The 6,416-nt window shown below is 68.1% G+C and carries 6 protein-coding genes and 1 pseudogene; 4 read left to right on the forward strand and 3 right to left on the reverse strand.

Going from position 1 to position 6,416, the window contains the following annotated elements; all coding sequences use genetic code 11:
• The 4 genes from GXZ33_RS02010 to GXZ33_RS02025 form a co-directional block, all read left to right on the forward strand.
• The coding region (locus GXZ33_RS02010) for a peptide chain release factor 3 (RefSeq protein WP_291339186.1) at nucleotides 1-1,529 on the forward strand (1,529 nt) is incomplete at its 5' end.
• 1 nt (nucleotide 1,530) lies between these two features.
• Nucleotides 1,531-1,890 (forward strand): hypothetical protein, encoded by a 360-nt coding sequence (locus GXZ33_RS02015; RefSeq protein WP_052437733.1) that lies wholly within the window; start codon nucleotides 1,531-1,533, stop codon nucleotides 1,888-1,890.
• Between the two features lie 67 nt (nucleotides 1,891-1,957).
• Entirely contained in the window at nucleotides 1,958-4,276 is a 2,319-nt protein-coding gene (locus GXZ33_RS02020; protein WP_291339187.1) for an MMPL family transporter, read from the forward strand.
• Nucleotides 4,260-4,853, forward strand: coding sequence for a TetR family transcriptional regulator (locus tag GXZ33_RS02025; protein WP_291339188.1), 594 nt, complete (start codon nucleotides 4,260-4,262; stop codon nucleotides 4,851-4,853). Before GXZ33_RS02020 ends, GXZ33_RS02025 begins: the two co-directional genes overlap by 17 nt.
• Here GXZ33_RS02025 and GXZ33_RS02030 read toward each other — a convergent pair.
• From GXZ33_RS02030 to GXZ33_RS02040, 3 genes and pseudogenes are all read right to left on the reverse strand, one after another.
• On the reverse strand, nucleotides 4,769-5,110 hold the full coding sequence (locus tag GXZ33_RS02030; RefSeq protein ID WP_291339189.1) for a hypothetical protein: 342 nt from the start codon (nucleotides 5,108-5,110) through the stop codon (nucleotides 4,769-4,771). The genes GXZ33_RS02025 and GXZ33_RS02030 overlap by 85 nt on opposite strands.
• Nucleotides 5,111-5,355: 245 nt before the next feature.
• On the reverse strand, nucleotides 5,356-5,859 hold the full coding sequence (gene rraA / locus GXZ33_RS02035; RefSeq protein WP_291339190.1) for a ribonuclease E activity regulator RraA: 504 nt from the start codon (nucleotides 5,857-5,859) through the stop codon (nucleotides 5,356-5,358).
• A 114-nt stretch (nucleotides 5,860-5,973) separates the two neighbouring features.
• Nucleotides 5,974-6,416 (reverse strand): annotated as a pseudogene (locus GXZ33_RS02040) (isocitrate lyase); the annotation flags it as partial.

A 6,416-nucleotide genomic window follows, 5' to 3' on the forward strand; every position in this document is an offset into this window, starting at 1 on the left:
ACATCATCTCCGAGGCGGGTGCCACCCACGGCAAGGCCGGCCGCAAGGCCACCGTCTCCGACTGGATGGAGATGGAGAAGGACCGCGGCATCTCCATCGCGTCCTCCGCCCTGCAGTTCGAGTACGCGCCCGAGGACCACGAGGGCGAGCCGTACATGATCAACCTCGTCGACACCCCGGGTCACGCCGACTTCTCCGAGGACACCTACCGTGTGCTCACCGCCGTCGACGCGGCCGTCATGCTCATCGACGCCGCCAAGGGCCTCGAGCCGCAGACCCTCAAGCTCTTCCGCGTGTGCAAGGCCCGTGGCCTGCCGATCATCACCGTGATCAACAAGTGGGACCGCGTCGGCCGGGAGCCGCTGGAGCTGGTCGACGAGATCGTCGAGGAGATCGGTCTGCAGCCCACTCCCCTGTTCTGGCCCGTCGGCATCGCCGGCGACTTCCGCGGTCTGGCGCGCGTCGGCGAGGAGGGCGAGGTCGAGGAGTACATCCACTTCACCCGTACCGCCGGCGGTTCGACCATCGCCCCGGAGGAGCACTACACCCCGGACGAGGCGGAGGCCCGCGAGGAGGACGTGTGGGTCAACGCCGTCGAGGAGGCCGAACTGCTGGCCGCCGACGGTGCGCTGCACGACCAGGATCTCTTCGAGCAGTGTGTGACCTCGCCGCTCATCTTCGCCTCCGCGATGCTCAACTTCGGTGTCCACCAGATCCTGGACACCCTGTGCGCCATCGCCCCGGCCCCGCGCTCCCGCGACTCCGACCCGCAGGCCGTCGAGGAGTCCACCACGGCCATCGACGAGGTCCGCGAGCTCGACGACGACTTCTCCGGCGTGGTGTTCAAGGTGCAGGCCGGCATGGACCGCAACCACCGTGACACCCTGGCCTTCATGCGTATCGTCTCCGGCGAGTTCGACCGCGGTATGCAGGTCACCCACGCGCAGTCAGGTCGTTCCTTCTCCACCAAGTACGCGCTGACCGTCTTCGGCCGCACCCGCGAGACCGTCGAGACGGCCTACCCCGGCGACATCGTCGGCCTGGTCAACGCCGGCGCCCTCGCCCCCGGTGACACGATCTACTCCGGCCGCAAGGTGCAGTTCCCGCCGATGCCGCAGTTCGCACCCGAGCACTTCCGCACCCTGCGTGCGAAGTCCCTGGGCAAGTACAAGCAGTTCCGCAAGGCGCTCGAGCAGCTGGATTCCGAGGGTGTCGTGCAGATCCTGCGCAACGACGCCCGCGGCGAGGCCAACCCGGTCATGGCGGCCGTCGGCCCCATGCAGTTCGAGGTCATGCAGGCCCGCATGGAGCTGGAGTACAACGTCGAGACCATCACGGAGCCGGTGCCCTACTCCGTCGCCCGCCGCACCGACGCCGAGTCCGCCCCGGAGCTGGGCCGCCAGCGCGGTGTGGAAATCTTCACCCGCACCGACGGCGAGCTCATCGCCCTGTTCGGCGACAAGTGGAAGCTGGCCTTCATCGAGCGCGAGCTGCCGCACCTGACCATGGACACCCTGGTGGCTGACTAGCATGGCGTGGTTCCGTCGCCGGGAACTTGTCGACGTCCCCACCGACCTCCCCCGCATCCCCGTCGACGGCATGGCGGTCCACACCGCCGAGTCGATGGTGGTGCTCACGGTGTCGGCCGCCACGGCGTCCCTGCTTCTCGACGCCACCGCCTCCCGCCAGGCGGTCGCGTTGGTCGACGGCGAGCTGGTGGTCAACCTCATCCCGGTGAAGGATGAGCGCCTCGTCCCCGCCCACGACCCGAAGCGCGGCTGGATCATCCCACTCACTCCGTCGGTGGCGGACAATCTGACAGCACAGGTCGCCGGCGGTGCCGGCGCCTACGAAATCGAGGGCCTCAACCTCGGCGTCGTGGTGGAGTAGCCCTCCACTTTCCTGCACCAGCCATGCAAGTTTGCACACGACGTGCAACATTCCCTAATCTGGGCGCATGGCAACATTCCTCTACCGCCTGGGATCCGCGGCGTACCGCCGTTCCTGGCCCTTCCTCGCCTTCTGGCTCATCCTCCTGCTCGCCGTCGGCGGTCTGGCAGGTGCCTTCGCGCAGAAGCCCTCGTCCTCCTTCACCATCCCGGGGCTCGACTCCGTGGTCACGATGGAGAAGATGCAGGAGATCTTCCCCGCTGCGGAGGACTCGACCAACGCGCCCACCGGCAACATCGTCATCCGGGCTCCGGAGGGCACGACCCTCACCGACCCGGTCGTCGCCGCCAAGGTCGACGAGATGCTCGCCGAGGTCCGCGACACCGGCCTGCTGAGCGACCCGGAGACCATCGTCGACCCCGTCATGGCCTCCCAGGGCCTGCAGGCGCAGATGGTGCCCCAGATGGAGGCCCAGGGCATGCCCCAGGAGAAGATCCGGGCGGATCTGGCCACCGTCAGCCCGCTGAGCGCGGATGAGACCACCGGCATCGTCACCGTGCGTTTCGACGCCGACACCATGCTCGACGTCCCCACCTCCGACGTCGCCACCGTCACCGACATCCTCGACCGTTACGACGAGGGGGATCTCACCGTCGTCTACAACGGCAACACCTTCGGCGCGATGTCCGGTGACATCAACATGACCTCCGAGGCGATCGGCCTGGGTGTGGCGGCACTGGTGCTCATCATCACCTTCGGCTCCGTCGTGGCCGCGGGCATGCCGCTCATCTCCGCGATCATCGGCGTGGCCATCGGTTTCCTCGGCGTGCAGCTGACCACCGCGGTCAGCGACGACGTCTCCGACATGACCCCGGTCCTGGCCACCATGATCGGCCTGGCGGTGGGCATCGACTACGCCCTGTTCATCGTCTCCCGTTTCCGCACCGAGCTCATCAAGGCCACCGGTGCCAACGACCTGGAGCCGAAGGACCTCGCGCAGCGCCTGCGCGGCATGGACCGCGACACCCGCGCGCATGCGATGGGCATGGCCGTCGGCACCGCCGGTTCCGCCGTCATCTTCGCCGGCCTGACCGTGCTCATCGCCCTGGCTGCGCTGTCGATCATCAACATCCCCTTCCTCACCACGATGGCCCTGGCGGCCGCCGCGACCGTCGCCATCGCCGTGCTCATCGCGCTGACCTTCCTGCCCGCGCTGGTCGGCCTGTTCGGCACCCGCGTGTTCGCCGCCCGCGTCCCCGGCATCAAGGCCCCGGACCCGGAGGACGACCATCCCACGATGGGTCTGCGCTGGGTGCGCCGCGTGCGTCAGCGCCCCGTCGCCCACCTGCTCGTCGGCGTCATCCTGCTGGGCCTGCTGGCCGTCCCCGCCCTGAACATGCGTCTGGCCATGCCCACCGACGGCTCCGCCACCCCGGGCACCCCGCCGCGCATCGCGCACGAGATCACCGCCGACGCCTTCGGACCGGGGCGTGACGCACCCATGATCGCCCTCCTCGACCTCGCGGAGGTCGACCCGCAGGAGCGTCCGGTGGTGATGGGCGGGGGCGTCGAGAAGCTCGTGTCCACCGACGGCGTGGCCAACGCCCAGGTCGTCGCCACCACCGATGACCTCGGGGCGGCGCAGGTGCTCATCACCCCGGAGTTCGAGGCCACCGACCCCGCCGCCACGCAGCTGCTGGCCGACCTGCGCGACACCGACCTCGGTGTCCCCTTCGGCGTCACCGGCGCCACCGCGATCTTCGACGACGTCTCCGACCGTCTGCAGGACGTCCTGCTCCCCTACGTCGGCATCGTCCTGGCGCTCGCGTTCCTGGTCCTGCTGCTCGTCTTCCGCTCCATCTGGGTGCCGCTCATCGCCGCCCTGGGCTTCGGACTGTCGGTGGCGGCCACCTTCGGCGTCACCGTCGCACTCTTCCAGGAGGGCTGGCTCGGGCTCATCGACGACCCGCAGCCGCTGCTGAGCTTCCTGCCGATCATGCTCATCGGTCTCGTGTTCGGCCTCGCCATGGACTACCAGGTCTTCCTGGTCACACGCATGCGCGAGGGCTGGTCGCACGGCAAGACCGCCGGCAACGCCACCTCCAACGGTTTCAAGCACGGCGCCCGCGTGGTCACCGCCGCCGCCCTCATCATGATCTCCGTGTTCGCGGCGTTCATGGCGCAGGACATGGTGTTCATCAAGACGATGGGCTTCGCCCTCGCCGTCGCCGTGGCGCTCGACGCCTTCGTCGTCCGCATGATGATCATCCCGGCGACGATGTTCCTTCTCGACGAGCGCGCCTGGTGGCTCCCCCGCTGGCTGGACCGTATCCTGCCTACAGTTGACGTGGAAGGGGAAGGGCTCAAGGATGTCCGGACTGCGTGAGACCAAGAAGGCCGCGACCCGCGCCCGGATCGCCCGGGCCGCCGCCGGCCTGGCCCTCGAGCAGGGCGCTGAGGCACTGACGGTCGCGGCCGTCTCCGAGGCCGCCGGCGTCTCGACGCGCACCTTCCACAATTACTTCGCCGCCATGGACGAGGCTCTCACCGAGTTCATGGTCGACCGGGTCACCGACCTGCTCGGACACCTGCGCCACGCCCCCGCCGACGCCTCGCTTTTCGACGCCATCCAGTGGGTCATCATCGAAGGCCTGCGCGGCCACGGCGGGGTGGACACACACCTCGACTCCTTCGCCTCCCTGTTCCGCGTGGCCGATCTGCTGCTCACCATGCGGGGAGCGGCCGCCGTGCACGAACTGGACGAAAAGCTGCGCCCCCTCTTCGACAAACTGCGCACCCGCGCCACCGGCATGGACGCCTTCGAGTCCGAGGTGGCCATCCGCGCGGCCGCCGCTGTCGCCCAGACCGCCCTCCAGCACTACATCTCCCTCCCGGAGCCGAAGAACCCGGCTGCAGCTGAGGAGCTGGTCCGCCGGGCCTTCGACGTGGTGCGGCTGGCCTGACTCAGGCAGGCGGAGGGCACTCCCCCGCGGTACTCCATCGCCGCCCGCACTCGCTGCTGGGAGAGGGCCCGTGCCGCCTTGTGGGTGGTGGCTCCAGACCGCGCGGTCTCGGCGAGCAGCTCGGGGATGTCGCGGCCGGCGACGCCGTAGACGGTGACACCCAGCTTGCCGAAGGACACGCCGTTAAGCTCGTAGGGCGTGACCACTGCACACCCGCTGCCGAGCTTGTCGTTGATGGTCATCGCATCCCGCTCCATGAGTCCCATGTCGAGGGCGAAGAAGTACGCCTCCGGGACCTAGTTGCGCAGGCGCCGGACGAAGGAGCGCAGCGCGGGCTCCTCGTGCCAGGTCCACTGCCACGAGCTCTCCCTCGGCGAAACGGGGGTGGCCAGCGAGCTTCTCGACGTCCTCGGCATTCCCTTATCCCGGCGGACACGAAACGGCCCGGCACCAGCTGACACGCTGGAGCCGGGCCGTCGTCGGGGCGCGGAAAGGTCCGGAGCTACTCCGCCGGAGCCTCGACCGGCTCCTCGCTGACGACGATGCCGTCGGAGTCCGCGTAGAGGATGTGACCCGGGACGAAGTCGACGCCACCGAATGAGACGGTGATGTCCTTCTCGCCGGCCGAGGCCTTCGCGGACTTCCGCGGGTTGGTGCCCAGTGCCTTGGTGCCGAACTCCATGTCGCGGATGACCGCGGAGTCACGGATCGCACCGAGGATGACCACGCCGGCCCAGCCGTTCTTCACGCCGGCAGCGGCGATCATGTCGCCCATGAGCGCGGTGTGGACGGAGGAGTCACCGTCGACGACGAGGACGCCACCGTTGCCCGGGCTGTTGAGGGTGGACTTGACCAGGCCGTTGTCCTGGAAGCACTTGATGGTGGTGATGGGGCCGCAGAACTCGGTGATGCCGCCGAAGTTCTGGAACTGGGTGTCGCAGGAACGGACGACATCCTCACCGATGATGTCGACGAGGTCCGCGGTGGCGATGAAGGTGATGGTCATGGATCAGCCTCTCGGGGGTAGGTGGTGTCGTTTCAGAAAGCACGAAGCGGCGTGCCCGTGAGTGACTCACGATGCACGCCGCTTACGGCACTAGCTTTTCGAAGCAGTCAGTTCTTAGAACTGGCCTTCCTCGGTGGAGCCCTTCAGTGCGGTGGTGGAGGACTCCGGGTCAACGGTGGTGGCGATGGTGTCGAAGTAGCCGGCACCAACCTCACGCTGGTGACGGACTGCGGTGAAGCCGCGCTCCTCGGCAGCCTTGAACTCGCGGTTCTGCAGGTCGACGAAGGCGGTCATGCCCTCGCGTGCGTAGCCGTGAGCCAGGTCGAACATGCCGTAGTTGAGGGCGTGGAAGCCTGCCAGGGTGATGAACTGGAAGGTGAAGCCCATCGCGCCCAGCTCCTTCTGGAACTTGGCGATCTCGTCTGCATCGAGGTGTGCGGACCAGTTGAAGGACGGGGAGCAGTTGTAGGACAGCAGCTGGTCCGGGAACTCCTCGTGGACGCCGTCAGCGAACTTCTTGGCGAGCTCGAGGTCCGGGGTGCCGGTCTCCATCCAGA

The sequence above is a fragment of the Corynebacterium sp. genome (assembly GCF_012838985.1).
Lineage (GTDB): Bacteria > Actinomycetota > Actinomycetes > Mycobacteriales > Mycobacteriaceae > Corynebacterium.

What these genes read in the sequence shown, in the direction of transcription:
- GXZ33_RS02015 (WP_052437733.1), top strand. Translation starts at nt 1,531, where the DNA reads ATGGCGTGGTTCCGTCGCCGGGAACTTGTCGACGTCCCCACCGACCTC.
- GXZ33_RS02020 (WP_291339187.1), top strand. Translation starts at nt 1,958, where the DNA reads ATGGCAACATTCCTCTACCGCCTGGGATCCGCGGCGTACCGCCGTTCC.
- GXZ33_RS02025 (WP_291339188.1), top strand. Translation starts at nt 4,260, where the DNA reads ATGTCCGGACTGCGTGAGACCAAGAAGGCCGCGACCCGCGCCCGGATC.
- GXZ33_RS02030 (WP_291339189.1), bottom strand. Translation starts at nt 5,110, where the DNA reads ATGGAGCGGGATGCGATGACCATCAACGACAAGCTCGGCAGCGGGTGT.
- rraA (WP_291339190.1), bottom strand. Translation starts at nt 5,859, where the DNA reads ATGACCATCACCTTCATCGCCACCGCGGACCTCGTCGACATCATCGGT.